Genomic DNA, 26,914 nt, shown 5'->3' on the forward strand with positions numbered 1-26,914 from the left:
TATAATGGAGCTGCAAGAAGCGTTATCCCAAAAGCAATGAGCGCTATATGATGGAGGATTAAACATGACCATTATTCAAGAAACCGTGATTCAGGCCGATGTGCAGCTCCTCTGGCGAGCATGGACGGAGTCTGCGAGGATAACCGAGTGGTTTGCGCCGGCTGCGGAAATTGAACCGAAGACGGGCGGAAAGTTCGAGCTTTATTTTAACCCCGCCAATCGTGAATCGATGTGCACCGCAGGCTGTAACATTTTGCAGTATGATGAGCCGCGTACCCTCGTGTTTGAGTGGAAAGGACCTGATCCCTTTGCGGAAACGATGAATCAGGGGGAGTTGACCGTGGTCAAGGTGTCTTTTTGGCCTGAACAGGACGGCTGTACAAGAATCACCTTGGAGCATACGGGCTGGAAGGATACCGAAGCGTCGCTGCAAGCCCGGGAATGGCATGTGGATGCATGGAAAGGCATGCTGACCAGCTTAAAATCCAGCATTGAATCCGGTGAAGGCATTCTATGCTGCCAGTAAGACAAGCCATAAACTAGAGGAGAGTATGACCTATGCCAAATCTTTGTGTTTTATCAATCAATGTCAGCGATATGGCTCAAGCCACGCGATTTTATTGTGACATTCTGGGATTTGAAGTTTCCGAGGTTTATGATGATCAGATCATCAGTTTGAAACATGAGGGCATGTCCCTTATTCTGCAAAAATGCGATCGACCTACGAAAACCGATTACCCGCATGAAGCCCAGGTGATTATCGGACTCGAGACGGCTGATGTAAGCGCAGCGATCGCGAACTACAAATCGCAGGACGTGGAGGTCATCTTTGATACCCCGCAGCCGTGCCCTCCCGGTCTATACAGCGCGATCCGGGACCCTTTTGGCAATGTGATCGAACTACTGGAGTTCACAGAGTAATCGTCCGTTTGGAAGAATCATGGTTTATCGGCAATACGAAGTGAAGTCCATTTAAACGCTCGAAGGATACGCTGCATGTAGCAGGTGTCCTTCTCATATGAAGGTCAGCCGGAGAACCTGGTTGGCCTTTTTGGAGTTTTTGAGCTGCCGAAACTTGTCTCTACCATTCCTGAACCGTCTGTTATTATTGAACCCGATGCGGGTAAGAACATATTAATGTTAACGCAGAAGACGACGCGTGGGCAGATTAGGAATCGCCGGTTTCGGAAATAATAGGAACTCGAACTGATATATTAATGACACAAGGGGAAATTCATATGGATATGACACCAGAACAACGCGTTACCCTGCATGGGTTCAACAACCTGACGAAATCGCTCAGCTTTAATATGTACGATGTCTGCTATACGAAGACCCGAGAAGAACGGGAAGCATACTTGGAATATATTGATGAACAATATAACGCAGATCGACTCACGAAAATATTGAGCCATGTGGCCGAAATCATCGGAGCGCATGTCCTGAACATTGCCAAGCAGGATTATATCCCGCAAGGCGCCAGCGTAACAGTGCTTGTATCCGAGGGCCCTGTCGTGGAGGTTCCGGAGGAATCCTATGACGAATCGCCGGGGCCGCTGCCGGATAACGTCATCCTGCAGCTCGACAAGAGCCACATTACCGTTCATACGTATCCGGAATTCCATCCGGATGAGGGAATCAGCACCTTCCGGGCCGATATCGACGTGTCGACCTGCGGGGAGATTTCACCGCTTAAAGCCCTAAATTACCTAATCCACTCTTTTGATACCGATATTATGACGATCGACTATAAAATTCGGGGCTTCACTAGGGACATTCACGGACACAAGCTGTTTATCGACCATGAGATCAGCTCCATTCAGAACTATATTCCGGACGAAGGCAAGGATCTGTTCGATATGATTGACGTCAACGTATACAAGGAAAACATTTTCCACACGAAGTGCAAGCTGAAGCAGTTTGACCTGGACAATTATCTGTTCGGTTACACGAAGGATAAGTTGTCCGATGCCGAGCAGCAGGAAATCACCGAGCGCATCAAACTGGAGATGGACGAAATTTATTACGGTAAAAACATGGACCGCAGTTACTGATAATGGGCTCCAGATGTGATGTCACCAACATTTGCTTCTATACCGGAAACACGAATGAATCAAAACCAGGCTGGGCTCATAGGAGCCCGGCCTGGTTTGCAACTTCTATCGCTTCGTCCCGGTTGCGGACGCCAAGCTTGGCATACAAGGTTGAAGCATAATTCCGTACAGTCCCGTCTGAGAGATACAACTTCATCGCAATCGCTTTGTACCGCAATCCTTGGGAGAGATACTTCAGAACCTCAATCTCCCTTGGTGTCAGATCATAAGACTTCAGCAGTGGAGGCGACCCTGGATCGACTTCCATGACGGATGCAGTACCATCCTCTTCCTTCATAAAAACACCCATTTCACCATCGAAAAGCTTAGCCGAGATCGCCGGATTCATCAACGTTCCGCCACGATACACAATTCGTATGTTCTCGGCAAGCTCACGCGGCTTCATCGACTTCAGCAAATAACCGTCCGCTCCGCTTCGCATAACCTCCGCAGCTTTTCCCCTCTGCTCAAATGTGGTGAAGATGATAACCTTCACTAACGGCCAACGTTGTTTGATCAACTTCGTCGCTGTAATGCCATCCATCACGGGCATCTCCAGATCCATGAGCAACAGCTGGGGGTTAAGCTTCTCACACAAGTCCAAGGCATGTTCCCCATGTTCAGCACATCCTACCACCTCAAGATCCTTCTCCGATTCCAGGATGATGCCGAGACTCTCCGTGATAAAAGGTTCATTATCCACCAATAAAAGCCGGATGACTTCATCTGCAGGTTCGGAAATTCTAGGCAAGCTGCAGGTCACAACGGTTCCTGCCTCAGGAGTCGAATATACCGATACTTGGCCTTGAAGGCGATAGGCCCTTTCCTTCATGGCGCTTAAACCGAAACCTTCCTGGATTTGCACGCTACCACTGCCGTTATCCAGAATTTCAAGCCGGGTCTGCTGCAATTCGAATTGAAGCACGGCGTCAACCCTCGTCGCATTACCGTGACGCACACTATTCGTTAAGGACTCCTGAAGACAACGGTAGAAGGTCATTTTCGCCTGCCGGGATACCGAGTACTCTTCACCAAGCACTCTAAGTCCTACCTTTACCCCGGTATTGCGCTCGAAATCCTCTGTCACCTGTCTCAGTGACTGCACCAAGGGAAGCTGCTCTTGCGGTGAATCCAGCTCATGCAAATACCCTCTGACCTCATCCAGGCTTCTCCGCGTCAGTTCCAGCAGATTGGACAGCTTGCGCTGAGCTGCTGCATCCGTTTCCGTAGAACGAAGCGTTTCCAAGCCCATGATGACCGCCGTATACGTATGGCCCATCGTATCATGCAGTTCCTTGGACACGCGTTCCCGTTCTTCCAACAGCGTGACTCGTTCGACCTGAGATAAATACTGCTCCAATATCGTATTATGTGTCCGAATCATTTCGTTCTGGCTGTAGTTGGCCATCAACAGATGAAAGGCAAATCCTAATGCAAACGCAAAAGCAACATGCTCTATCATCAGTATCAAATCCGTTGACGGGGCATACAGCTTGATCAGTATTGGAACCAAGATAGCCGCAAGGGGGCCTGTCCATCTGTACGTCGTTCCATAGCTGTTCGCAGCCATCAGAAAAGCCGGAATGATAAACGACAAGTAGGCCCCCGGGAATAAGGAAGTCAAATAAACGGCGATGCCGCCTGATAATAAAATCTCGGTGATCAAATATGCTTTATGATTCAGAAGCAGACACAACCAGGGTATCGAGAAGGCTGCCAATTCCCACATGACGACGATCCATAACGCTGCGGTAAACTGGTTCCTGAACTCTATACATGTGATGATCAGGGAGATGCAGCCCATCATGCGAATAAAGAGCATCGCCCAGTCGTACCACTTCCATTGTTTCACTATATCAAACAAAAACTTTCACTCCCTGCAGTTCCTTCACGGTTCCTCCCTAATATGACACGGCCCCAACAGTGTGTCTACCTCCAAACCGAAAACATCCACTGCGTGTACCGGCCTGTCCATCTCGCCGCTCCCTTAGCCGCCCATGACCCTGCATAAGCAAACAGAAGGCCGACTCCCATCATAAGCAGGGACTTGGGCAAGGTATCGATGCGAATAAGTCCTACGTTGATATCCGCAAAGGAACTGATACATGGGGCCAATATCCATAGAATGGGAACGATAAAAAAGATAACGGCACTGAACAAACTAGCGATGCCAACGATAAACTTCAGCATGAGTACCGATACGGCTTTCCAATTTCGGATGTCCGACAGCTCCACTTTAGCCTGATTCCAGTTGGAGCCGGATGATGTTCTCTTCATAACAGGTTCGATCGTTATGTCCGTATAAAACTTCGCCTGAATCCGATCGTAATTCATGAAGGTCCGTGACGTTCGCATTACAAAGGTAAGAACGGGTATCCCGATCAGGGTGAAACTCATGCTGAAGCCAAATACAAGGCCTACAAGATAGTAGCAAAAGTAAAACACTCCCGTTCCAAAAGTCAGCATCAAAAAACAAAAGTTTAGCAGGTACTCCCTCAGCCATTTCTTCATAGATTAGACTCCTTTCATGTCTTCATGACCTTGATATTTCTGTATCCTACTGCACTCGTTGTCATGTGCAACAGTGTCAAAATGTCATATGACACGCCTTCCCAAAGAAGTGACCGAATGTTACTGACCCATATGACACACCATCAGCCATACTGTGGGAGATCAAGCCGTTCGCTCATTGCTCGGATTTCCGGATGAGGCATGAGGACGAGGCTATCCAATCACATCTCTGAAGGAGTATGATATCGATGAAATGGAACAATCAAAAAGTAAAAACGGCATTTCTACTTGTATCTACGGGGGCTTTAACAGCTGCCACATTAATGGGGAATGGACCTCTCCTACCCAGAGCCGCGGCTTCCGATTCGACTAAACTTGCGGCTATGGCCTCTTCAGCCGAATTATCCGCCTCCTTCCACAACGGACCTTCCGATACACAGGAATTGTTGAGATTCGCGGACCCGCTGTTTGCCGACAAGATGAAGAAGTTCAATGTCGTAGGGTCCAACTTTGTAGTCGTCAAAGATGGCAAGGTGCTTGTCAATAAGGGGTATGGTTATGCCAATAAAGAACAGCAAATTCCCGTTGACTCGCAAACCGTATTTCAAATTGCTTCCATTAGCAAGACATTCACGGCATTGGCCGCGATGCAGCTGGTGGATGAAGGCAAAATCAATCTAAAACATAATATCGAAGAGTACTTGGGAGGACTGAAAATTCCGAATCGAACAGGGAAGCCTCTCACCATGTTCGACTTACTAACCTACACCAGCGGCGTGGATATGCCTGACATTACAACCTATACATCGCCGGAATACGTGAAACAGGACATTCCAACCCGGGATTTTCTGGAGAAACATATGCCAACCGTGGTCAGACCGCCGGGGGAAGCCTACGTGTACGATAATTTTGGATTCTTGCTCGCCGGGTATGCAGTGGAGAATATGAGCGGTATGCGTTTTGACCAGTACATGAAAAAGAATATTTTTGAGCCTTTGGGGATGAAATCCACAAGCGTTCGATTCACACCTGACCTGCTTGCGCGAATGGCCTCCCACTACAGTCCAACCGGGGAGTTTCAACCACTGTCTGGTCACGCCCCCACCGATGGCCCGCAGGGGAGCATCTTATCGACGGGTGAGGACATGGCAAATTATTTGCTCATGCAGCTACAGAATGGGAAATATGGCGATAATCAGCTGGTAAGTCCGCAAAGCTTGAAGCAGATGCATACCTATCAAACTTACGCAGAGCCTTCTGTCCCTATCGCCACCGTTGGCTTCGAAGGCTACTACAAAGAATTGATGAATGGACACCATGTGGTACTAAAAGGCGGCAATATGCCGGGACACTCCTCCTTGATGGTATTGATTCCGGAGAAGAACACAGGCATTTATATGTCCTATAATAACGACACCAACATGAGCTTGGAAATATACGACGAGTTCATGGATCATTACTTTCCGGAAACTGCATCAAATCCGAAGCCTGTGTTTGTAGAATTAAGCAAAGAGGAAGCCAAATCCTATACCGGCCTTTATCAAAATACCCGGGCCTATAGTATTCGGACTCGGTTTGCGTATGAGAATGGACGCCTTACGATGGAAGATTCCACGACCGGAAAACATACCCTAAAGAAAATTAACGACTTGTTGTTCCAGGACGAGCTGGGGAACAAGGTCACCTTCAAAAAGGGAGCAAATGGACAGATTCAATATTTTTACTACACCAGCCAGATCGGTCTCGGTGTCGTAGGGGAATCACAGAAAATGGAGGTTACCTCTCCTTTTGCCGACGTGCCTGCAAGCAGTAAGTATAAAACTCACATCGATAACCTGCATACCTTGGGCTTGATCCAAGGAATAGGAGGAAACCGCTTTGATCCTCATGGAACCGTAAGCCAGGGGCAGTTCGCTGACCTGCTGATCCGCTCCCATGGTTGGTACATGTTCCCTGACATGATCGATGCTAATCAACAGCAGATGATCAAAGGCATTCCCGGGTATAATCGTTCGAAACCTCTTACGAGGCAAGTCGCCGCTGTTATGATCCAAAATCTAAAACAACTGCAAGTGGATACCAAGGTTACCTTAACCGATTCAACAGATCCGTGGGCCATAGAAGCTATTCAAGCGCTTATCGGAAGTGGAGTCATTGATCCGGACACCCGTATCCAAAAAGACGGCTCCGTCAATTTCCGCTCCAAGCAGCTGCTGCTTCGTCAAGAGGCCTGCGCGCTGCTGGACAAGGCTTTTAACTACTACACCCTTCCGCTAGCCTCGAAATAAATTAGGGATCATAAGTTCATGAATGATCAGCAGTACCGGGCGGAGGTTGCCAGACAAAATACAACGTACATCCAGCCCTTTTACATCGGCTTTTATTTCGCATCCGACACGGACTTCACAGCGGTTCTCGTCCCCATCTACCAATCGCCCGGAATGCTGCTCCAGGGGACAAGCACTGAAGTTTCTATATCAATTCGTTTCTCAGCTAGGGGAGAACAAGAAACCGGAGGCGATATCAGATAGAGCCCGGATGAATTTGTCGTACTACGCCGAGATGCTCATCAACATGTGGAAGTAGCTTCATCGCTGAGACAATCACTTGGCTAAAAAGCCGCCTGCCAGATCCAGATTACTTCTGATCTGCAGGCGGCTTTTTCTTATAAACGGTACTATTAAAATTGAACCGAAAATCCGTTGAACCGGTGAATGCCCGTCCCAAATCGGACAAGGTCTTTTTCCCGCAGCTCTTGCACGGCTTCTTTCACCACGGACAGCAATGCCGGATCCAGCCCAAGCGTATTGTGAGAACCATAAATTCGCTTTACGCTACCGAGATTTGCGATCCGCTCCAGTGAGTTTACGAGATCCTCCGGACTTGTCGTTGGATAAAAAGCATATACCGGCGTTTCATCATACAATAAATCCCCTGTGAACAAATAACCTCGGTTTATATCAAATACCGCAATATGTCCGGGAGAATGACCCGGTGTGTGGTAAATGACCAAGCTCCGCCCGCCCAGCTCGATGACGTCTGTATCCCGGAGAATACCGGCCGGCTGGCCCTGATAAGGGGTATAGGTTGCCGGATCGAAGGAAGACGGTACAGGTCTCGTGATATCGCGTGATATGTCCTTGCGGATTTGTTCAATGGAAAGCTTCTTAATCCCGCTAACGAGCCAGTCCTCCTCTGCCTCATGTACATAAATCTCCCCGTACTGCCCATGACTGCCGATATGATCTGCGTGAACATGCGTGGTTAGCACCATAATAGGTAAATCCGTCAGCTGATCCGTCATCCGCCTCATGTTGTCGATGCCAAGTCCCGTATCGATCAATGCAGCTCGCTCGCTTCCTATCAACAGAAACGAATGCACCTTCTCCCAATGTCCGTATTCGCTGATCGCAAATGTAGTCTCATCCAGCTGCGATACGGTAAACCATGCATCATCGATAACGACGTTGTATTGATTATTCTCCATATGTAATTACTCCCCCATCAAGGATTATCGAATGGTGATATCCCCCTGATCATCTTGAAATGCGATCAACGACATATAGTATTTCTTCTCTTCTGCGGACAAAGGCGTACTGCCTGTTTCGGCCGTCTCCATCGTGAAGTGTTTACTCATGAGCTGCTTGAACTCGTCCACAAAAGCATGGAAGCTCTCTTTTGTTGCTTGAAAGCGGTAGGTTCCTGCAATGTTTTTTCGATGTTGTTCGCTCACGCTGTCCAATGCAAAAGAAGAAGCCGGTGCGCTCTCAATTTTCGTTCGGGTAACATCAAGTGTCTCCATAAATACCTGTCTGGACGTTTCCACCAAGTCCAGGCTTGGCAGCAAATGATCTTCCGGTATGAAGCGGCTTGCGACGGCGCGATAGTATTTCTGCACGATACCGTTCTTCTCTTCCTTCCGGACCACATGAATGATGCCGTGCTTCTCCAGCTCTTTCAGATGAAAGTAAATATTGTTCCGCGTAATGTCCAGTATCTCGGCTAGCTGCTGTCCAGTGTAGGCATCCTTCACGAGATTCATCAGTATTTTGGTACGCAGGGGATCGGCAATCGCTTTGAGCTGCTCATGGGTTTTAATTCTATAGACACCTGTCATTTTTATTTTAACACCTCCATATATTTTACCGGTAAAATCATTTTTACTGTTGTGTCAGGTTTCATCCTATCATGACTTCTATCCGTGGGTCAATCATGCTGCTCCTACGATTTTACGGTTATACCCAAACCAGAAACCAAGTACGAGTCAACGATGATACGATTAGGCAATACTATTATAAAATGAAGGAAATCACGCTGAGAGGTCCCGACTTATAGCACAACAAGCATGTTCCCCTTAAACAGCTGAATTATGATATATTATCCACAATCGTATGTACTATCATTATGATGTTCAAAGGATGTGCCTTAATGTTTGACCCGACGATATTCGAAAATTTAAAGGTTGGCATCGAGAATACGGTCTATGATCTCGACAACCTCGATGAAATCATTCGTGTTACCGATCGGAAGGATCTCCTGGATATGGCGACTTTGTCCAGAAGTTTTAGCCTCCTGTTCGAGCTGGCTACGCCATCCACAACTTCGGCCGAAATTTGCCTGGAGACCGGGCTTCGGGATTTGGCGGCCGAGATCTTGGAAATTCCGGAAGGTCAGCCGGCCTGCGAGCTGAAGCTCCGCTTTCATATAAACATCGCTGATGCTTCCATAGCGTGTCCGGCGATCGCCCAGATCATGAAGGAGATATGGAATCCGGAGCTTCCGCCGCTGCAAACGATACGGTACGCCTACAGCGATGATCCGGTACCCCTTCACAACACGATCGAGCTGCGCTTTCCCCGCAGGATCAACGAAGAACAGATGGGAGATATCCCGAATATCTTGGAGTTCATGCTTCGTACGTTGGGAGAATTAGACCGGTTATAGCCCCCAGATAAAGATTACGGTGATATCTAGTAAAGAAGCCTGCCCGCTATCATAGCGGACAGGCTTCTTCGACTTATATTATTAAGCAACAACCAACCGGATCCAGATGTCCGAAGGATCTTGAACGGCCCAGACGCCATCGCGCTGTTCCAGACGCAGCCCCGCCTCACGGATACGGCCGGTTACCGCCTCAAGCTCCTCTTGACTCGGAAGCTCAATCGTATAATCTTCCATACCCGCAGCGTTCCGTGGAGTGTTCGGCACACCGAGTCCTGCCCAAACATTGAGCCCGATATGATGGTGGTATCCTCCTGCGGATATAAACAGCGCAGCCCCGCCATAGTGGGCTGTCAGCTCAAAACCCAGAACATCGCAATAAAATACGCGTGCATCATGCAGATTAGATACGTGGAAATGCACATGCCCGATAACCGTCTCTTCGGGAAGTCCATACCATTCCTTGTCCTTGGAGAGAGCCAGCAGTCCCTCTACATCAACAGGATCTGTGGTCATCACATATTCCCCTTTGGCATCACGCTTCCAGGTATCCCTTGGCCGGTCGGCATAAATCTCGATGCCGTTTCCGTCCGGATCATTAATGTACAATGCTTCACTAACCAGATGATCGCCTTGGCCGACAGGAATGTTATGCGCGATCAGGTTGGCAAGCGCAAGCCCGAGCGATTCCCGATTCGGAACCAGGATCGCAAAATGGTATAGTCCTGCCGTCCGGGTCTGCGGTCTCACCAGATCTTGAATTTCCTCTATAATCAGCAGCGGCTGCTTGCCGTCTGCGGTCAATTCGGCAACCCGGCCATGCTGGCGAAGCATTTTCAAACCGACGACTTCTGTATAAAAGCGTACAGATTGTGCCAGATTACTGATCCGCAGAGAGACCGGCCCGAGCTTTGTGGATGGATGTATAATGGCAGTCATATACTCACTCCTTAGAATGTTGTTGTTTGTTTTTTTCATAAAATATATTCAGGTCTACGACAGGTTCAACTTGTAATCAAATCAGTTACATCTTACTTGTAATCATTATAGTTACAGGACGTCCTTATTGTCAAATCCAGTAATTTACAAATAGATCGAAAAGCCGCCAACGGTTAACCAAAAGAAAACGCCCATCCTGCATAGGATCGGGCGTTTGATTTTCGCTTATTCACTTGATGTTCCATTCGCAGAGGCATAAATTTTCCGGACGATTTCTTCCAGACTCACCTCATGCAGCGTGTTCTCCATGGCCTTCTGGGCGGCTGAAAAAACCGGGATGATCGCCGTTTGAATATGTTTGCCAACAGGACATTTCGCGTCTGAATTCTCATGAATGCCAAACAGAGAATCCTCCTGCACGACATGAACGGCATGGTAAATGTCAAGCAGCGTAATCTCGGACGGATGCTTTGCCAGCTTCGCTCCCGCTACACCAGGCTTAACCTCGACCAGACCCGCTTTGCTCAGCATGCCTACAATACGCCGGATGACCACCGGATTCGTGTTCACACTCTCCGCGATATAATCTGAGGTGCTGACGCCAGCTTTATTCATCTCCAGCACGGAAAGAATATGAATGGCCACTGCAAATCGGCTGCTTATGTTCATGTGACCCCTCCTGACGGACCAAATCTTCAGATGACTATCATGTAACCATCATAGTTACATTAACCCCTAAAGTCAACGGTGAAGCCGCCGTCCCATAAGCCAAAATCAGGTGTTACATATACAAATTTCTAAATAATTATGGAATTTAATGTTATTTTATGTTGATTTTCCTGAGTTTTTCACTATAATTATCACAACATGCATTGGTAAATTCACCCTATTTAAACATATTCCAGCATCCCTACATGATCCTAAAACATTCAAGGAGGAAATCCATGGATCCAAGTCAAAACCGAAACGAAACGTATTCTATCAGACGTCCTCGAAAACCTAAACGCCATATCAAACTCAAAAAATGGATAGGAATATCCTTATCTATACTGATTCTCTTAGGCGGACTAGGCTATATTTTCAGAAAAGAATTGTCCTGGATGGTTTTTCACACCTTTTTCGCGAAAGATATCAAAGATACACTAGACCGCTCCTACAAACCCGTGGGTCCTGATTCGCCCGACCCTGTTGTGGAGGCGACGAAGCCATTCTCGGTTTTGCTTCTGGGCGTTGATCAACGCGAGGACGAGCCTGCCCGTTCCGACACAATCATCTACTCTGTCATCCGACCTGACCTTAATAAAATATTGCTCGTCTCCATTCCCAGGGATACATACACCGAAGTCATCGGCAGGGGAGTCACCTCCAGAATCAACTCAGCTTACGCCCACGGCGGCGCGAAAATGGCCATTGATACGGTTGAGCATCTGTTTCAGCACCCTGTCGATTATTATGCAGCCATCAATTTCTACGGATTAACGGATATCGTCAATGCATTGGATGGAATTAAACTCCCCATCGATAAAGTTATCGAGAACAAAAGCGCCAATCATATCAAACTGCGGGTCGAGCCAAACAAGCCGATTTACGATGGAACGGAGGCATTAAATTATGTCAGGTACCGGGAAGATTCGGATTTCAACCGCACCATGCGCCAGCGCATATTCCTCAGTGCCTTAATGGATCGGGTATTTGAACTGAAAAATATAACCAAAATCCCGGAGTTGATTCGTATCGGTGGCAGCAATCTTACGATGGACTTAAACTCCGATTTCATTCTCAATCTGGGCGAAAACCTATTTTTTAACGACTCCCCACCAACGTTTGAGAATTACATGCTAAAGGGAAAAGATTTAGTGATTCGCGGCGATTACTTTTATGATCCGGACGACTCGGACGTCCAGTATATTCAGGAACTGCTCGCCAACTGGTCTGATGAAGAGACCAAACTGGAAGATTTGATGATCCCAGGTGCGAAGTAAAGCTGATCGTTCGAGGTTAGGTGAATCGCCTGTCTAAGGTAGAGCTTATTATGAACCGATCCATGATAAAAAACCTCTCTTTCGCATGCCACGAAAGGGAGGCTTTTTAACGAATACCATCTGCTCCATCTAGAACATCGGAAATACGTATTTGATAAGAAAATACAAAAATCCAAAGAAGATAATCAGATAAGCCACATACTTAATCAACGTAGATGCTACCCTGCTGGAGTCGTTACGCTCCTCGATATTTCGGGTCTCGATCTCCACGTCTCGGTCACGCTGCCTGCTCATGGTCTCCACCTCCATCCGATTCTTTAGTTGCAGATGATGGTATCTCTTGACGCTTACTACTCTTTACACACACGTCTTGAGATTGAACCAATCTTCAGGTCAGAAGATGGCAAGCTTAGAAAAAGCCGATCATGGCAGGCAGAACGATAAAGGAAGCCAGCGTGGTCCACAGAATGCACCTGGATACCAGCTTGGGCGCGGCATCGTATTGTTCAGCAAGGATTACCGCATTCACGGCTGCAGGCATCGCCGACAATATCAGGATAACCGCAAACAAGGTTCCCTCAATGGATAAGATCGCGAGCAGGCCCCAAGCCACCAAGGGGCCCACCAGCATTCGCATCGCCATGCCCGACCAGAATCCGCGCTTTGAGACGGCAGAAGCACCGCCGTCCCGAACCCCAACCATCTGGGCCCCTAGGATGACAAGAGCGAGCGGCGCATAAGCCGCGGACAGCATGGAAACGCCGGTATTCAACCCTTCCGGAAGCTGAAAATCCATCAACCGGAAGAGGACGGCGAGTGCCGCCGCATAGACCGAGGGGAGAGTAAATACCGATTTGATCGCCTTCACAGCCGAAAAATGAGATCTCGCTGCCAGGTACACCCCTAATGTATTCATAATGATAATCTGCACGATGACATACACCGATGCTTTATCCAGTCCTGCTTGCCCGAATGCAAGCAGAACGAGGGGAAGCCCATAATTCACGCTGTTGGTGAAAATCGTGGTCAAAGCGAGTCCCGATTTCTCTGTCTGGGACAAGCCCAGCATTTTACCGGCGAAGGCACTCAGCGCCCAAAGGGCAATCACATTCAACAGGCAAAACGCAACCGTTACCGTGACCTCATTCGAGGTAATCGATGCCTTCTCCAGCGTCTCGAAGATCAGAGCCGGGCTCAGCACATATAAAGAAAGGGCCGAAAGCCCTTTGGTTTCAATGCCCTTGAACCGCTTGAGCAGGGCTCCGCCGATGACGGGCAGCGATATAGGTAGGAAAACGCTATAAATCGTAGCTAAGAAAGAAGAGATCATGAGGTCCACCTTTATGCAAAGTAAAATATCATTATCTCTACATCCTAACCCAAACCTCTAGCATTCGTCCAAGACTTAAAGACTATAGGTCTAATAGGTATGGCATTCATTATGCCATCTTCCTGATGACAAACGACACGGTAGTTCCTCTGCCCCTTGTGCTGTCAATCACGAGCCCTTGTCCATAGACTTGCTTCAAACGCCGATCCGTGTTCATCAGGCCGACTCCCTTGCCGGTACGCTGTCCGCTTCCCAGCATCAAGCGGAGCTTCTCGGGATCCATCCCGGCACCATCATCCGCGATAATGACCTTGGCGGATTCAGCTTCACTTACGATGCGGATCGTTACGGTCCCTCCCTGGGTCCGCGCCAAGACCCCGTGAACGACCGCATTCTCCACAATCGTCTGCATAGTCAATGGGGGAAGCTTCCACTGCTGAACAGCGACTTCCTCGGAAATATGCCAACGGACACGCAGCCGTTCCCCAAACCGCTCCCCCTCGATATACAGGTATGAGCGAACCAAGCCAAGCTCCTGCTCCAACGGGATAAAACGCTCCAAATTGCTGATATCATAGCTGGCTCTCAGATAGTGGCTGAATTCTCCAATCAGCGCAATCATCCGGGAAGGATCAATCTCACTAAGAGAAGCGATCGAATTTAAGGTATTGTGCAGAAAATGCGGCTGAATTTGAGCCTGGAGCCAAGCCGCTTCCATATGCAGTCGTTCTTTAATGGAGCGCTTGAGCTCCAGCAGAGCACGTACCCTTGTTTTTAATTCCAGATGGTCCACCGGTTTGATTAAATAATCGTTAGCTCCGGAAATGAAGCCCATATGAATATCCTCAGGCCGGTTTCTTGCGGTCAGCAGAAGAATCGGAAGCTCCGATATCATATACCTCTGCCGAATCGTCCTGGACAATTCATATCCTGACATCTGGGGCATCATCACATCAGATATGATGAGATCCCATTCTCCCTGCTCCAATAATTGAAGGGCTTCCTCAGCCCGGGTAACGGTCACGATCTGATACCCTTCGTCTTCAAGCAAATGATGGATAACTTTTAAGTTAACCGGATCGTCATCTACGATGAGCAGCCTGCCATCGGTTTGACGAGAAAGCTTCTTAGTCTCGGATTCGGCCTCATCCTGTTCGTGTTTATCTGACATGTAAGATAGCCTCTCCTTCTCTTTCTCTGAATTTGAAGCCGAGGAGTCGGCAATAAACTCCTGTTTATCCGTCTTCTCCTGCCTCATCATATCGTCCATTTTCAGCGTGAACGTAAAGGAACTACCATGCCCAAGAGCGGATGACACGGAGAGTTCCCCGCCATGCAGTTCAACCAGCTGCTTGCAGATGCTGAGTCCAAGCCCCAACCCGCCTCCCGCTGCGGCAAAGCTGGAGTCTCCCTGCTCGTAGGGGAGGAATATCCGTCTTAATGTCTCTTCGTCCATGCCTATCCCCGTATCAAGAACGTGAACGCAAGCCCTTCCATCAACAACGTTGGCAGTCACCGCGATTCGGCCTGACTCCGTATATTTGATGGCATTATGAATCAGATTGAACACAATCTGAACCAAGCGGCCTTCATCTGCCCATACCTTGGGAAAGTCATCCTCGATCTCGCATACAAGCTCGATTCGCTTGCCCTCCGCCATCGGACGGAGCATATCCAGCACGCCTTGAGCAGTCGAACCGAGATGGACGCTCTGCACATTCAGCCGGATCCGCTTCTCCTTCAATAAGGAAACATCCAGCAAGTCATCCAACAATAGCGACATCCGCCTACCAATGCCGGTAATCAGCTCCAGGTGGCCACGATCCTCTTGTTGAAGCAAACTCCCCTTGCGTTCCAGCAGCGTTTGCGCCATGTTAATCATCCCGTGCAGCGGATTTCGCAGTTCATGGGACGTATTTGCCAGAAATTCATCCTTCATCTTGTCCGCCTGCTTCAGCTGCTCTGCCTGTTCCCTCAGCACGACAGCGTTTCGGGTAAACCGGATAAACCAGAAGGAAGCAAATCCGAGAAACGCAACGATCAGATCAATCGGGTAATACGGCAGTTCCTTAAAATACCGGAACCTTAAAATTCCGCTTACGATAATGTTGCAGGAAACGGCAACCGCCGACAGCAAGATAAATATGGCCGCTTCCGTCCGTTCGCTGACCGCCTTCCTGGCAATCGAAGGCAGGAACAGCACGGAACTTATTAATACGAATGATAAATAAGTAGAGAGATGTACCGTCAGATGAAACGGAAGCAGCAAATAGGCGACGGCATACGAAACCACAAGGATCGTATAGGCCCGGTAAAATCCTTCTTTGATTCTCGGCCGGAGCAAATGCTTGGTACACAGAATCAAACATAATGATATCGCCACATAAGCAACAACCTTAATCTTTACTGACCATTCGAAACTAATAGCAGGCTGCCAAACGAGCAGGAGTTTATCGTCGTCAACCAGCGTGGCCAGCAACGTAAACAGGATAAGAGCCGCAAAATAAAAGAGGCCTTTGCTCCGATAGCCGATTAGATACAAGATTAAGACATACATGACATGAAGAAATAGCACAATGCAGACCAGCAGCTGCATGTTCTCCGAGAACGCTTTCCCCTTCATCACCGCTTCTGCTGTCCCGAATTTGATCGGCAGCTTGATCCCGCCTGAATCAGCATATTGATAATTGCTCACTTCCAGGATGATATTCAGCTCATTCCCGGCAGCCGGAGGGATGAATTCGACATGGGGTACGTTTCTTGCCACATGGGTCTCCGGCGTATCGGAGGGGTGTCCAGATTCGTACAATAACTCACCATTGACGTACAAACGATAGGCTGTACGAATATCGGTGATCCAGATGCCGTAAGTTACGTTACGCTCCGGTACGAGCAGCTTGAGACGATAAGTTCCGAAGCCCATTTGGTTCCCGTTCTCGTTTACGCCTTCCCATGGATCGGGAACCTGTATCCAGCGCGGATCGGTGGCAGGCTGCCGCTCCCCTTGAGACACTCTATCCGGGCCTATCCATTGTTTCGGATAAAAGGCCCATTCCCCGTTCAGCGCAACCGTATTGCGGTCATCCGCCTGCCAATCCCGAAGATCCAGCACGCCTTGCTGAAACGGAACTTCCTCAGGGATCATGATGATTTTAAAATACGCCAGCCGCACGGAGAGTAAGATGACAATAAACAGAAAAGTAATCCCCAGCAGCCTTCTGCCGGAGATCGGTTTCGAGTTGGAATAGGTCGACAATCATAACAGTCCCTTATAACATATTGTAAAAAATCAACAACACTGCATAACTGTCCATTATTTTACATCGTTACAGAGCCGTTGTCTGTTCCTTTTCCATAAAGTCAAATAAATAAGCAGATCTGGTCAGGCCGCTATACAAACGATAATGTCTTGCCTGGGCGCTGCAGCGGCTGGCACGGACATAATTCCGTAGCGGATACATGCTTCACCGTATAATAAGAGTAGAATCTTTTTCTCCCGGATGCTTCATAGATCCACGAAAAGAAGTCAAAAATCGAATCATCCACCCATTTTCCGTTGTATTCGATCAACGACCGCAAATAAGGGATTTGGAGTTTCACTCCCCCGTCCCACATAAAAATAAATGTGTTAACCTCGGCATTTTTTTGCAACAAAAAATGAACGGTACGCTCATCCAGCAAGTACTTTTCCTGACCACACAGAAATACCGGACCCTCATCAGTAGCAACGATGCCAATCCGCTTGCCGTTGAAGTGAACATAGAAGCCTCTGCAATGCTGGAGGTCCTTCTCCGCATCAAGCTCGATCTCCCGAAACGTTCCAAGCTCCAATCCCATGGCCTTATGCAGCGAAGACTCCTTAAATTTCCGAATGAATTTCATAACCGAATCATGTACCTCCCGATTGTTGTGGTTCACACACAGTATAGGAGGCCGTCCTCTACAATTTCTGAACAATACCGGTGAACCATAAAATCGGGCAACAAGATACAAAAAATCACCGGTCGAACAACCGGTGATTTCATATCGTATGAGTACTTGGCTATTTCATACTGGTGACTTCGATTCCATTGCCCCATTCGTCGTACCATTTCACAATGTAAGGACTTGGATCCTCGCCCATCTCATCTTCTAACACCTGACACAAAAGACTAAATTGACGGTGCACCTGGGCCGGATTATCCTGCAAAGCATATATTTTCATCAACGAAAAATAAGCCTTTTCCTCCAGGTGATGCTGCCGTTGGATCGAGAAGTAGCATAATATGGCTTCATCGATGCGTTCCTGATCCACATACCAATCCGCCATGGATAAAGAAACGCTAAGCCACAACTCCTTCAGCCTTTGACGCTCTCCTTCTGCCCACCAGTAGTCATATTCCTGCAGGTAGTCCCCCGTATACAACTTCATCATTTCAATATGTCGCTCAATCAATTCAGCCGACACGGAAGGGTTTAACTTGAACCAATTCTCCCACTCCTCAATGTCCAGCTGCACGCCTTCCATATTCAGCACGTAGCCTTCTGTCGTGTTGGTGATTTGGAAGCGGGTATCATAAGGCTCCAATGTTTTTCGGATATGATAAATAGCCGTGTACAGCTGGGGATAGGCTTTATCCATGTCAAACTCCGGCCATAACATATCGATCAATGCCGACTTTCGCACAAGCTGTCCTCTATGCTGAAGCAGATAAATGAATATCTCTTGAGCCCGGGTTGTCCGCCAATGAAGCAGCGCGAATTGCCCCTGTTCATTCGGCTGCTCGATCATAACCTGGCGGAACATCGTCATCCGAATGTTTCGATTGGACTCCATGATCTCTTCCGGTCTGGACGCAATGCGGCTTCGCAGACGCTCCATCGTTTTGGCGACTCGATCAAGCTGGACAGGTTTAACAATATAGTCGACGGCATTCAATTCAAAGGCAGTGACTGCATATTCGTGATACCCCGTCACAAATACAATACAGAGATGAGGCTTCTGTTCAAGCAGCTGCTCTGCCAGCTCAATGCCGTTCAATTCCGGCAAGCTGATATCCAAAAACACGATATCAACGTCCCTAATAAGAATTTCGTCTCGTCCTTCAAAGGGATTCGAATATGTACCGATTACATCTATAGACATGGTATCCAGTTTTAACAGCTGACGTTCTAAATACTTCAAGGCCAACGGTTCGTCATCTACGAGAATTACCTTCATTCATATTACTCCTCGGATTGGAAAAATACGGTCACATTTAACTATATTGATTCCTTCGCATTGTTGCAACAAGCGAAAGCATGTTTTACAAAATTCTCAACTTTCGCAGCTTAACAAGTTTCACCGGCAGACCACAGGCTGTATGTACGATACTGATCGTGACTTTATTCTATTTAACGCTTCGCTTTGGGTTGTCTTATAGGCCTTATTCCTGTACCGTACCCATGACTATTAGTATCACTAAAGTTGTGCAGAGCACGTAATAAATGATCGGATTTACAATCCAAAAATAGGATTCTACGAGTTTATCTATATCATCTATCCGTTTAAAAATTTTATATATTTACTTTACATCCCATATAATACTTGTCCAACTTCTAACCATAAGTCAACTACTCCACAGCGTGCATCATCCACTTCTTTTAAAAACTCCATATATTGCTTATAATATTTAGAGTCTAGTATATTAAATACGCCCGCCATTTGATCCTTTTCCTCTTGGTTTAGGGGCGTTATTTTTATGTGTTTTATCAAAAATAATAAATTCGGTTCCTTCATGAATAATGGGGTTCATTCAGCAATGGGTGGACTCTTTTTGAATAGCCGCCGCTTGTGTTACTTAGTTATAGCGACAAATGAAAAAAGAATACCACAATGGGCAGTTAGTTCGCATTGTGTCGTTGTTGATTGTAATAACGATAATTTACAAACTCTGATGTCATTGTAAAACAGGGGGAATTTACCTTCTATTCTCACTATCTTTAAAAAAATCTTCTTCTTGATAAGGATAATTCAGTAGTTCTAGATTTTCTGTAGTCATATACCATGCTCGATATTCATCCAAATTACTGTTGATAAGTAAAGACCCTTTAATTCTTTTCAGTAATGGGTATGTGGAATCATCCTCTAAAATCAAATCTCGGTCGTTCATATTCAATGTTTTCCTAATTATTTCAAGTAGCTTTACCCATCCTAAATCAAATGTACGCGTTATAAATTGAATACTAATAAAAACATTCGTATCTACACCATACGCTTCGAGATTTGCCTTCTGATAACGCTCTATATAATCATCCTCATCATCTAAATTAATGCTCATTGAAAAATATGTGCAGCCGACACTTACGCGTTGAGTACCAGTTCGATCCCATACCTCTGCCTCATAATTAATTAATTCTACAAATAATACTTCGCATAACATATTGTAGAGCAGTTTCCCCAATTCTTTTTTAGGCAAATTTGAACCAATACTTAACGAATAATCCATTTTACTCATACCTCCAATACGCTCTAGTTACTTGACGGCCTTCGATGACTAATAGTTCATTTAAATGTTTTAAATCCTTGTGAGTTTGACTATTTAGAAATTCAATAAGATCACGCCTTTTTTCAACAGGATAGTCATTTAAATTTAAAAGCACCTTCTTAGCACTTGAGGAACGGACAGGAAATAAGTTTTATTCGCTTGGCGGCATGTTACGTAACTGCCTTCGCCTGTACCATATCTAAATGAGCAAATGCGCCTTCGTCGGCCATGTAGTGAATCCTGGTGTTCATCGTCCTTTTCATGTTGTCAGGAGCGTTGCTCCTTCAATTTCTCAATACGATAGAGTGATGTGACAGTTAAGACCTGTGCAAACGAAGAAAATCCCCCGCAAACGGCAGGGGGGATAGGTTAGCCAAACAACGGCAAGTATTTACGGTAGTCATTTCATGGATGCGGCTTCCCTTCTGCGGCGGCGGGGGCGTTTAGTTCTTGCTGGACTGTCCATTTCCTCCATAAGAGATATTTTATTGCCGCTGTGCTTCCTGTTCATCATAGCCATGCTGTACCATGACATTCAGGATGCCGCGGGGAATCGGTGTATCCATACAAGCAACTACGAAGCCTTCCCCATGAGAATGTCATACAGGACAACAAACGCTCGATGTGTCAGCCCTAGCTTCTGAATGCATTCCTTAACAGGATGATTCATGGTTGAATGCTCCTTTCGAGGTGATTTCTTTTATAGATTAGACACTCTACAGGCAGGAATCACACCAGACATACAGAAGCAAATCTTGAATTTGACACATTAGAACAATCTATGAATACCAAGAGAGCTTTGACAATAACGCTAAAACATTATTCGAGTCAGTATTTTCACTTTCTAGAGCTTACTCATTAAATCCTTAATTCGAAAGGATAAGTCTAACTTTTCAAATTCTGATAATTGTTGTCCTACATAACCTATTTCAAACTGCTCCAGTTCGCTTCTTAATTTCACTAGCTCTTCTTCGTCAACCTTGACATTGTATCTGATGAGTAGTTCCAAAAGTGCTGTTTTCACAACAATATTTTCACTAAGAGTATTCGTACATTCACGCTCAAAACGGTCCAACACTTTCTCTATAATCTTACTTTTGTCTTTTAATTCATTATAAATGAGCCCAAAATAATTATTAACTTCTTTCCCCATTTCATGGTATTTCCATCTTGAATATGGGCTATAATCTACTGGAATATTATCAATTTCATCCAGCACCATATCTCTGCGCTCTAATATGTCCTTATACTCATCTGATGTTGTTTCAATTTGAAGCTTATTTAAATCTAAAGAATTTAATGCCCCAACTATTCTTTCTTTTGCTTTAATAAATATCTTTGAATGCGTTAGGTGAATTTTACCTTCCGCAATATATACAACAGCCTTCTCCATTTCTCCTCTACTTTGCACACCATAATATGCATCAGCTGTACACGCAATGGCTTCAGCATCGCTCATTTTCTCACTTTTAAAATCAAAGTATCTTTCATAATATGCACCAAATAAAGCTTCATAATTTCGTCTCATCTTTTTGTCTCCTTTAATATGATCTATGAACCAACTAATTTATCACCGTTATGAATAACCTCAATATCAATGTTCGGATAATCCTTATGAAACTGCTTAATAAACCTACTGCAACTTGCGCATGTATCTATTTCAGTGAATAATTTTATTTTTCCACGGGCTTTTGAGGGATCATTTAATTTATCCAGTCTGGCAGCCAAATCATTTAGAATCTTGTACTCCGTATCATTATCTCTTTTTCTTATATTTCCGCCTCTATCTGGTGCAAGTGTAGCCTCATACTTTGGTTTTGTTGGCTTTAACGAAAAATCAGCATAGTCTCTTGCCTTATTATCTCCATTCAAACTACTATGTGCATAAAACTCCTTTTTGTCTATCTCTTCTATATTTACTTCGGAATATGCAAAATTAAGCTCATCTTTAAGCCTTATTAGAAAGCTTGCTCCTTAACTCTCCTACTCTATCAAGAATATACGCTTCTTTCTTCGGATCAAGCAATCTAGTAGGGAATACTTTACCGTAGCTTACATTTGAACCACCCTTACCCGTCCCGTCAAATGGTCCACGTGAGCTTATTTTCTTTTTCTCTATAGCTTCAAGCAATTCCTTCTCTATCTTCAGATACTCATCAAACTTGGACGATGCTCTTGCAGCCACACTCGCCTCAACATTATCTTTAACCTTAGCACGTAATTCAGCATTTCCACCACGCGAGTCTTAGGTGTAGATATCTGGTCAATCCCATTCATGTACTTGTTGTTAGCTGCTGTGTTCGCTCCTTTAAGCAACGTTTTCCCAAGTATCGCTAAATCCACCGCTCCTAGAATTACCCCTGTCACATCCAGCATTTCCTGATTAATCCCTAGGAGGCTTGTGTCTGATACTACCCCATCATTTAAATCCCGCAGCTTCATGGTACTTACACCGATCTGTGCGGCGCCCCAAACTCCATTGGCTATGCTAATAAATATAAGGAACCACCTGCGGTGAAAAAGGCACCTACTACAGCTACGGCTCCAAACAATAAGTTGAGTTCTGTCATCAATTTTTGCTGCTTAACAACGAGCACCTCAAAGGTAAAACGTGAAAAATAGATATCCTCATCCGGGATTTTGCTAAGATAATCCGATACCTGCGGAATCAACTCATTTAATTGACGTTCCTCTCTACGCTCCTCCCAACGATCCCCCCATTTTTCTATCGAACCAGATAATGCTTTTGATACATTCACAAGCCCCTGTAAAGCCTCATTATGATTAGCCTGTTTCTCTATATGAGTCTTCAGTTCCTTTATCGGTAGTTGATCCTTCACACTTCGTATATCTACATAGTTTTGATAGAACTCCGCATATTCTTGCTGTTCTTGAGCTCTTTCCTTTTTTGACTTAGGTTGATGTAATTCCTAGACATCTTACGCATTAGAAAAAGCCTATTCCTCATTATCAACTTCATGGAATAGGCCTTTTATTACCAGATATATAGCATTTGTTATGATAATTCGTTATTTTCTATACTCTTAACTTCTATCATTTTTTGTTCAATCCAATTCATAACTATTCCCGCCTCCTCACGAGCAATAGCACCCCTCTCACTTTTATATTTATAATTTTCATACGCCCAGACCAGTATTATTTTCACAAATTCTACTGTCTCTAATTTACAGATCGGTTCAATTTCATCTTCTTCTTCATCGTAAAAAAGATCTTCAATTATTGTGTAGTCTTTATGAGATGTAACAAACGCTACATTGCCTCCACGCTCGTAACACGGCAATTTGCCTATTAATACATCAATATAATTATCTATATCAACCTTCAAATCCTCATATGTCAAAAGTATATCAGATCCTAGGGGATCACTTATCATATTAGCAAATTTCAAAGATTTTTCTTCATCAAAATTTAATACGACAATATTAAACCTGTCCATATGCTTCAATTTATATTTATACTAATCATTATTTAAATTTCCTCCAATTTAATATAAAGTCTTAAAACAAACTCTATTTTCATTCCCATACTTGTTATCCCTTGATAAACATTATTTTTTACAACCTCCTTATTATGGAAAGCCTCATTTATTGCATCTATCACTTGCTGTGGAGTCCTACTGCCTGTACTTCTTTTGCCATTCGTTTCGTACTTCTTGATTTTAAGGCATGCAAAAAAAGCTCATTCCTACTCATGAAGCAAGCTGGAAAGAGCTTTGAAAGTTATATCAAGTGTTTGAATGGTTTAGTGATTGGTTTGTTGTATTGTACGATCTTGTTGTTCGGGTTGTAAATAAGTTTCCATAAAATGCTAGACAGACCCGCAAAAATCGAAATTATTACTCCACTAATCTTTGCAAACGTTTCAAAAGATCTGTTTTTTCATCTAAATCAAGTTCATCATTAATTGAATTTATCTTAAAGCTACTTATTTCGTTAAGCAGTTCTTTAGAGATTATCTGATTGTTTTTCACTAACATTTCAGCCAATGTCACGTACACTGTAATTTTTGTACTAAGAGTACGGTCACAACTCCTTTTATACCGACTCAGTACTTGTGTTGTGATCTCATCCCCATTCGCATTTTTGTCAAAAAGCTCTGAACAGAAATCACTAACTGCATTCGTAATCTCTGTGTAGTACCATCTTGCCTGATTACACAAATCAATAGGCATTAGTTTTATTTCTTGCAAAGCCTTTTCTTTACGACTTGATAATTCTTCAAATTGTTTTTGTGTTAGTTGTCCATCTTTTATTTGACTTTCAATTTCCTCTAAATTAATTGACTCTAATTCATGAATAAGAATATCTTTTGTTTTACTGAAAATTCTTGGGTTCTGTAATGAAAGCTCAACATATACGATAAATATTAACGCTTTTTCCATTTCATCAACGATGCTTTCAGAATAAAACTCATTAAATGTCATGTTGATTGCTTCGTCGTGACTATAATAGTCTTTTTTGTACCTTTCAACATCCCCATAGAATTCATCTATTAAATCTTGATATTGCCATGCCACATGAATCACCTCTTATTTTTTTGGAACTTTTTTATCACCATTATGAATAACTTCTATTGTAATGCCTGGATAATCTTTTTGAAAATCACTAATATTTTTATTGCAGCTTATACATGTATCATTTTCTGTAAATAGTTTCATTCTTCCCTTTATATTCGGATTTGGCGGACCAAGTTGGTTAGCTAAATCATTTATTATTTTATGCTCTGTATCACTATTTCTTGATATAATTTTCCCCAAACTATTAGGAGCATCCTCTGCCGGGTACCTCACTTCGCCTTGTGGTTTATATGAAAAACCATCGTAATTAATCCCGGGCTGGTGTGGTGGTGAAGGCCCATCTACTTGACTGTGTGCATAGAATTCATTTTTTATTCCTGGAATATCAACTTCTGCATAGCCGAAGTTTGCTCCACTTTTATTCAAAGCACCATTAGATAATCTACCTTTTAACTCTGACACCCTTTGAAGAATATGACCTTCCGCCTCTGGATTGATAAGTCTTGTTGGAAACCTATGTCCACCTTGTCCCGTCCCCTCAAACGATCCACTTGAGCTTGCTTTCTTTTTCTTTAAAGCTTCATATAATTCCTTCTCTTTCTTGAAATATAAATCTCTCTTATCTTTAGAAGCTTTCCTAATAGCTTTGCTCTCTTCAACGGCTTGCCGAACTCGCATTGCCATTTCTTTCTGTCTTCTATCTTGCCCACGTTTAAAGCGAGTCTTAGGTGTAGAAACCGGGTCAATTCCATTCATATACTTGTTGTTAGCTGCTTTGTTGGCCCCTTTAAGCAACGTTTTCCCGAGTATCGCTAAATCCACCGCTCCTAGCATTAACCCTGTCACATCCAGCATTTCCTGATTAATCCCGAAGAAACTTGTGTCAGATACTTCCCCATCATTTAAATCCCGCAGTTTCATGGTACTTACACCGATTTGTGCGACGCCCCAAACTCCATTGGCTATAGCTAATAAATATAACGAACCACCTGCGGTGAAAAAGGCACCTACTACAGCTACGGCTCCAAACAATAAGTTGAGCTCTGTCATCAATTTTTGCTGTTTAACCACGAGCTCCTCAAAGGTAAAACGCGAAAAATAGATATCCTCGTCCGGAATTTTGCTAAGATAATCCGGTACCTGCGGAATCAACTCATTTAATTGACGTTCCTCTCTTCGCTCCTCCCAACGATCCCCCCATTTTCCTATCGAGCCAGATAATGCTTTTGATACATTCACAAGCCCCTGTAAAGCCTCATTATGATTAGCCTGTTTCTCTATATGAGTCTTCAGTTCCTTTATCGGTAGCTGATCCTTCACAGCTTTCCATGGGGAGGTTGACTGTTTAGGCGGCGCCTTCTTGCCACTTCGTATATCTACATAGTTTTGATAGAACTCCGCATATTCTTGCTGTTCTTGGGCTCTTTCCTTCTCTGACTTTCTCTTTGCCTTAGGTGGGGGTGGAATGAACTTTTCTTGGTAGCGTTTCTTTAACTCATTATCTCCTAGCCCTCTTAGCGACTCTTTGGCATCATTTCTGATTGCCGGATCTCTGAAATGTGCCGCTGCATCGTCCCTAATTTTTTGATTGTCTTTCTCTGTCCAACTCGGCATAATATACGTGCCGGCCGGAACATTGCTCATGGCTTCCGCCCTTTTTATGGCAACTTTAGAGTATTCATTATCCACATACAATTTCTCAAGCTCTTCATCCGTAAGCATATCTACAAAGTCCATCTCGACCTTCTCGAGATTCACCTTTTTGCCTTTAATCCCTACATACTCGGGCCGGATTTCCATATAATGTTCCGTGTTTGTAAAGAAAGTGATCGTCTCGTTAGCCACGAGCTTGATATGCTCCGGCATATTTTGGCCGCCTAGCTCGATTTCATTAGATGCGACTACAAGAATGGATTCCGTAGCGCTTAATGAAATATCGTTCCCATCCAGAGTTAAAATCAGGTATAGAAATGAAGCCCCTTGATTAGGAGGACCTCATAAGGGGTGTAGCTTCGTTGGTCGTTAAAATATAACAGTGGGTATGATCATTAAACTTGCACAACTTGATCCAGAAA

At 44.9% G+C, this 26,914-nt stretch carries 27 protein-coding genes; 7 read left to right on the plus strand and 20 right to left on the minus strand.

All coding sequences use genetic code 11. The features are described 5' to 3' along the window. Nucleotides 1-64: 64 nt before the first annotated feature. The 3 genes from AB4124_RS03540 (at nucleotide 65) to speD (ending at nucleotide 2,054) form a co-directional block, all read left to right on the plus strand. The gene (locus AB4124_RS03540; RefSeq protein ID WP_076324553.1) at nucleotides 65-526 is read left to right on the plus strand and encodes an SRPBCC family protein; all 462 of its coding nucleotides are present in this window, start codon (nucleotides 65-67) and stop codon (nucleotides 524-526) included. A 32-nt stretch (nucleotides 527-558) separates the two neighbouring features. Beyond that, on the plus strand, nucleotides 559-921 hold the full coding sequence (locus AB4124_RS03545; protein WP_076324554.1) for a VOC family protein: 363 nt from the start codon (nucleotides 559-561) through the stop codon (nucleotides 919-921). A gap of 317 nt (nucleotides 922-1,238) precedes the next feature. After that, a complete protein-coding gene (gene speD, locus AB4124_RS03550; RefSeq protein ID WP_441971157.1) occupies nucleotides 1,239-2,054 on the plus strand; it encodes an adenosylmethionine decarboxylase in 816 nt (271 codons plus the stop codon). A gap of 76 nt (nucleotides 2,055-2,130) precedes the next feature. On the opposite strand, the gene AB4124_RS03555 is transcribed toward speD, so the two are convergent. Further along, nucleotides 2,131-3,957, minus strand: coding sequence for a response regulator (locus AB4124_RS03555; protein ID WP_441971159.1), 1,827 nt, complete (start codon nucleotides 3,955-3,957; stop codon nucleotides 2,131-2,133). A gap of 65 nt (nucleotides 3,958-4,022) precedes the next feature. Then, complete coding sequence (locus AB4124_RS03560) at nucleotides 4,023-4,604, minus strand: sensor domain-containing protein (protein WP_430106641.1); 582 nt, start codon at nucleotides 4,602-4,604, stop codon at nucleotides 4,023-4,025. A gap of 248 nt (nucleotides 4,605-4,852) precedes the next feature. Here AB4124_RS03560 and AB4124_RS03565 point away from each other — a divergent pair, with 248 nt between their 5' ends. Both AB4124_RS03565 and AB4124_RS03570 read left to right on the plus strand, forming a co-directional pair. After that, nucleotides 4,853-6,892: a serine hydrolase gene (locus AB4124_RS03565; protein ID WP_441971161.1), complete on the plus strand. Its 2,040-nt coding sequence runs from the start codon at nucleotides 4,853-4,855 to the stop codon at nucleotides 6,890-6,892. 18 nt (nucleotides 6,893-6,910) lie between these two features. Further along, on the plus strand, nucleotides 6,911-7,135 hold the full coding sequence (locus AB4124_RS03570) for a hypothetical protein (protein WP_441971163.1): 225 nt from the start codon (nucleotides 6,911-6,913) through the stop codon (nucleotides 7,133-7,135). Between the two features lie 149 nt (nucleotides 7,136-7,284). Here AB4124_RS03570 and AB4124_RS03575 read toward each other — a convergent pair whose 3' ends face one another. After that, the gene (locus tag AB4124_RS03575) at nucleotides 7,285-8,091 is read right to left on the minus strand and encodes an MBL fold metallo-hydrolase (RefSeq protein WP_430106646.1); all 807 of its coding nucleotides are present in this window, start codon (nucleotides 8,089-8,091) and stop codon (nucleotides 7,285-7,287) included. A 24-nt stretch (nucleotides 8,092-8,115) separates the two neighbouring features. After that, nucleotides 8,116-8,721 (minus strand): helix-turn-helix domain-containing protein, encoded by a 606-nt coding sequence (locus tag AB4124_RS03580; RefSeq protein ID WP_430106836.1) that lies wholly within the window; start codon nucleotides 8,719-8,721, stop codon nucleotides 8,116-8,118. Nucleotides 8,722-9,032: 311 nt separating this feature from the next. On the opposite strand from AB4124_RS03580, the gene AB4124_RS03585 reads away from it, so the two are divergent. Continuing rightward, nucleotides 9,033-9,548 (plus strand): hypothetical protein, encoded by a 516-nt coding sequence (locus tag AB4124_RS03585; protein WP_441971165.1) that lies wholly within the window; start codon nucleotides 9,033-9,035, stop codon nucleotides 9,546-9,548. An 81-nt stretch (nucleotides 9,549-9,629) separates the two neighbouring features. On the opposite strand, the gene AB4124_RS03590 is transcribed toward AB4124_RS03585, so the two are convergent. Together AB4124_RS03590 and AB4124_RS03595 are read right to left on the minus strand one after the other, a co-directional pair. Beyond that, nucleotides 9,630-10,484: a VOC family protein gene (locus AB4124_RS03590; protein WP_430106650.1), complete on the minus strand. Its 855-nt coding sequence runs from the start codon at nucleotides 10,482-10,484 to the stop codon at nucleotides 9,630-9,632. A 225-nt stretch (nucleotides 10,485-10,709) separates the two neighbouring features. Beyond that, complete coding sequence (locus AB4124_RS03595; RefSeq protein WP_076324561.1) at nucleotides 10,710-11,153, minus strand: Rrf2 family transcriptional regulator; 444 nt, start codon at nucleotides 11,151-11,153, stop codon at nucleotides 10,710-10,712. A 275-nt stretch (nucleotides 11,154-11,428) separates the two neighbouring features. On the opposite strand from AB4124_RS03595, the gene AB4124_RS03600 reads away from it, so the two are divergent. Further along, complete coding sequence (locus AB4124_RS03600) at nucleotides 11,429-12,466, plus strand: LCP family protein (protein ID WP_441971168.1); 1,038 nt, start codon at nucleotides 11,429-11,431, stop codon at nucleotides 12,464-12,466. A gap of 129 nt (nucleotides 12,467-12,595) precedes the next feature. Here the strand turns inward: AB4124_RS03600 and AB4124_RS03605 are convergent, their stop codons facing one another. The 14 genes from AB4124_RS03605 to AB4124_RS03670 form a co-directional block, all read right to left on the minus strand. After that, complete coding sequence (locus AB4124_RS03605; protein WP_164817510.1) at nucleotides 12,596-12,760, minus strand: hypothetical protein; 165 nt, start codon at nucleotides 12,758-12,760, stop codon at nucleotides 12,596-12,598. A gap of 115 nt (nucleotides 12,761-12,875) precedes the next feature. Continuing rightward, the gene (locus tag AB4124_RS03610) at nucleotides 12,876-13,796 is read right to left on the minus strand and encodes an AEC family transporter (protein WP_441971169.1); all 921 of its coding nucleotides are present in this window, start codon (nucleotides 13,794-13,796) and stop codon (nucleotides 12,876-12,878) included. Nucleotides 13,797-13,905: 109 nt separating this feature from the next. Continuing rightward, nucleotides 13,906-17,052 carry a hybrid sensor histidine kinase/response regulator gene (locus AB4124_RS03615; protein ID WP_441971171.1) on the minus strand — a complete coding sequence of 1,049 codons (3,147 nt, stop codon included), beginning with the start codon at nucleotides 17,050-17,052 and terminating at the stop codon, nucleotides 13,906-13,908. A 134-nt stretch (nucleotides 17,053-17,186) separates the two neighbouring features. Then, nucleotides 17,187-17,678 (minus strand): hypothetical protein, encoded by a 492-nt coding sequence (locus AB4124_RS03620; RefSeq protein ID WP_441971173.1) that lies wholly within the window; start codon nucleotides 17,676-17,678, stop codon nucleotides 17,187-17,189. Between the two features lie 160 nt (nucleotides 17,679-17,838). After that, on the minus strand, nucleotides 17,839-18,996 hold the full coding sequence (locus AB4124_RS03625) for a response regulator (RefSeq protein WP_441971174.1): 1,158 nt from the start codon (nucleotides 18,994-18,996) through the stop codon (nucleotides 17,839-17,841). Between the two features lie 348 nt (nucleotides 18,997-19,344). Further along, complete coding sequence (locus tag AB4124_RS03630; protein WP_441971176.1) at nucleotides 19,345-19,479, minus strand: hypothetical protein; 135 nt, start codon at nucleotides 19,477-19,479, stop codon at nucleotides 19,345-19,347. Nucleotides 19,480-19,735: 256 nt separating this feature from the next. Further along, nucleotides 19,736-20,263 carry a hypothetical protein gene (locus tag AB4124_RS03635; protein WP_441971178.1) on the minus strand — a complete coding sequence of 176 codons (528 nt, stop codon included), beginning with the start codon at nucleotides 20,261-20,263 and terminating at the stop codon, nucleotides 19,736-19,738. 883 nt (nucleotides 20,264-21,146) lie between these two features. After that, nucleotides 21,147-21,830, minus strand: coding sequence for an Imm3 family immunity protein (locus AB4124_RS03640; RefSeq protein ID WP_441971179.1), 684 nt, complete (start codon nucleotides 21,828-21,830; stop codon nucleotides 21,147-21,149). Between the two features lie 23 nt (nucleotides 21,831-21,853). Continuing rightward, entirely contained in the window at nucleotides 21,854-22,261 is a 408-nt protein-coding gene (locus AB4124_RS03645) for a deaminase domain-containing protein (RefSeq protein ID WP_441971633.1), read from the minus strand. Then, nucleotides 22,251-22,487, minus strand: a complete 237-nt coding sequence (locus AB4124_RS03650; protein ID WP_441971181.1) for a hypothetical protein — start codon at nucleotides 22,485-22,487, stop codon at nucleotides 22,251-22,253. The genes AB4124_RS03645 and AB4124_RS03650 overlap by 11 nt, the downstream gene beginning before the upstream one ends. A 298-nt stretch (nucleotides 22,488-22,785) precedes the next feature. Then, nucleotides 22,786-23,142 (minus strand): hypothetical protein, encoded by a 357-nt coding sequence (locus AB4124_RS03655; RefSeq protein WP_441971183.1) that lies wholly within the window; start codon nucleotides 23,140-23,142, stop codon nucleotides 22,786-22,788. Between the two features lie 176 nt (nucleotides 23,143-23,318). Beyond that, nucleotides 23,319-23,759, minus strand: a complete 441-nt coding sequence (locus tag AB4124_RS03660; protein ID WP_441971635.1) for a hypothetical protein — start codon at nucleotides 23,757-23,759, stop codon at nucleotides 23,319-23,321. 399 nt (nucleotides 23,760-24,158) lie between these two features. Further along, nucleotides 24,159-24,839: an Imm3 family immunity protein gene (locus AB4124_RS03665; RefSeq protein ID WP_430113365.1), complete on the minus strand. Its 681-nt coding sequence runs from the start codon at nucleotides 24,837-24,839 to the stop codon at nucleotides 24,159-24,161. A gap of 12 nt (nucleotides 24,840-24,851) precedes the next feature. Next, a complete protein-coding gene (locus tag AB4124_RS03670; protein ID WP_441971186.1) occupies nucleotides 24,852-26,705 on the minus strand; it encodes a deaminase domain-containing protein in 1,854 nt (617 codons plus the stop codon). Nucleotides 26,706-26,914: the final 209 nt, after the last annotated feature.

Origin of the sequence: Paenibacillus sp. 2KB_20 (assembly GCF_052115765.1) — a bacterium.
Taxonomy (GTDB): Bacteria; Bacillota; Bacilli; order Paenibacillales; family Paenibacillaceae; genus Paenibacillus_AQ.

Coding starts and splice junctions, on each gene's coding strand:
- AB4124_RS03540 (WP_076324553.1), top strand. CDS start 65: ATGACCATTATTCAAGAAACCGTGATTCAGGCCGATGTGCAGCTCCTC.
- AB4124_RS03545 (WP_076324554.1), top strand. CDS start 559: ATGCCAAATCTTTGTGTTTTATCAATCAATGTCAGCGATATGGCTCAA.
- speD (WP_441971157.1), top strand. CDS start 1,239: ATGGATATGACACCAGAACAACGCGTTACCCTGCATGGGTTCAACAAC.
- AB4124_RS03560 (WP_430106641.1), bottom strand. CDS start 4,604: ATGAAGAAATGGCTGAGGGAGTACCTGCTAAACTTTTGTTTTTTGATG.
- AB4124_RS03565 (WP_441971161.1), top strand. CDS start 4,853: ATGAAATGGAACAATCAAAAAGTAAAAACGGCATTTCTACTTGTATCT.
- AB4124_RS03570 (WP_441971163.1), top strand. CDS start 6,911: ATGAATGATCAGCAGTACCGGGCGGAGGTTGCCAGACAAAATACAACG.
- AB4124_RS03575 (WP_430106646.1), bottom strand. CDS start 8,091: ATGGAGAATAATCAATACAACGTCGTTATCGATGATGCATGGTTTACC.
- AB4124_RS03580 (WP_430106836.1), bottom strand. CDS start 8,721: ATGACAGGTGTCTATAGAATTAAAACCCATGAGCAGCTCAAAGCGATT.
- AB4124_RS03585 (WP_441971165.1), top strand. CDS start 9,033: ATGTTTGACCCGACGATATTCGAAAATTTAAAGGTTGGCATCGAGAAT.
- AB4124_RS03590 (WP_430106650.1), bottom strand. CDS start 10,484: ATGACTGCCATTATACATCCATCCACAAAGCTCGGGCCGGTCTCTCTG.
- AB4124_RS03595 (WP_076324561.1), bottom strand. CDS start 11,153: ATGAACATAAGCAGCCGATTTGCAGTGGCCATTCATATTCTTTCCGTG.
- AB4124_RS03600 (WP_441971168.1), top strand. CDS start 11,429: ATGGATCCAAGTCAAAACCGAAACGAAACGTATTCTATCAGACGTCCT.
- AB4124_RS03605 (WP_164817510.1), bottom strand. CDS start 12,760: ATGAGCAGGCAGCGTGACCGAGACGTGGAGATCGAGACCCGAAATATC.
- AB4124_RS03610 (WP_441971169.1), bottom strand. CDS start 13,796: ATGATCTCTTCTTTCTTAGCTACGATTTATAGCGTTTTCCTACCTATA.
- AB4124_RS03620 (WP_441971173.1), bottom strand. CDS start 17,678: ATGAAATTCATTCGGAAATTTAAGGAGTCTTCGCTGCATAAGGCCATG.
- AB4124_RS03625 (WP_441971174.1), bottom strand. CDS start 18,996: ATGAAGGTAATTCTCGTAGATGACGAACCGTTGGCCTTGAAGTATTTA.
- AB4124_RS03630 (WP_441971176.1), bottom strand. CDS start 19,479: ATGGCGGGCGTATTTAATATACTAGACTCTAAATATTATAAGCAATAT.
- AB4124_RS03635 (WP_441971178.1), bottom strand. CDS start 20,263: ATGGATTATTCGTTAAGTATTGGTTCAAATTTGCCTAAAAAAGAATTG.
- AB4124_RS03640 (WP_441971179.1), bottom strand. CDS start 21,830: ATGAGACGAAATTATGAAGCTTTATTTGGTGCATATTATGAAAGATAC.
- AB4124_RS03660 (WP_441971635.1), bottom strand. CDS start 23,759: ATGGACAGGTTTAATATTGTCGTATTAAATTTTGATGAAGAAAAATCT.
- AB4124_RS03670 (WP_441971186.1), bottom strand. CDS start 26,705: ATGCCGGAGCATATCAAGCTCGTGGCTAACGAGACGATCACTTTCTTT.